General features: G+C 59.0%; 1 protein-coding gene. It reads right to left on the bottom strand.

Going from position 1 to position 271, the window contains the following annotated elements; translation table 11 throughout:
• A partial coding sequence (locus ACNFHO_RS27435) for an immunoglobulin-like domain-containing protein (RefSeq protein ID WP_416767975.1) occupies nucleotides 1-255 on the bottom strand: 255 nt, incomplete at its 3' end.
• Nucleotides 256-271 lie beyond the last annotated feature (16 nt).

Below are 271 nucleotides of genomic sequence, written 5' to 3'. Positions count from 1 at the left end.
GGTGAGGGTCGCGATCACTTCGCTTTCGGTGTCAGCAATCTGAACAGTGGCCGAACCACCGAGCTCGAGGTTTTCGAAGGTTTTGCCCGGAACACTGGCATCGGTGATGCCAACGGTGAGCGAACCGGAATCCTTGAAGACGTCATCGCCCTGCGCTGGCGCCTTGTACTCGACCTGGGTCTGGCCCGCCGCGATGGTGACTTTGTCGCCATTGCTCAGGGTGACAGTCAGCGGACGGTCTAGCGGCTGGTTCACTTTGACAGTGAATGAC

This window comes from Pseudomonas sp. NY15374, from assembly GCF_048068255.1.
In the GTDB taxonomy this organism is placed as follows: domain Bacteria; phylum Pseudomonadota; class Gammaproteobacteria; order Pseudomonadales; family Pseudomonadaceae; genus Aquipseudomonas; species Aquipseudomonas machongensis.
The sequence above is the reverse complement of the archived record's forward strand: the minus strand, read 5'-3'. Positions and strand labels throughout refer to the sequence as shown.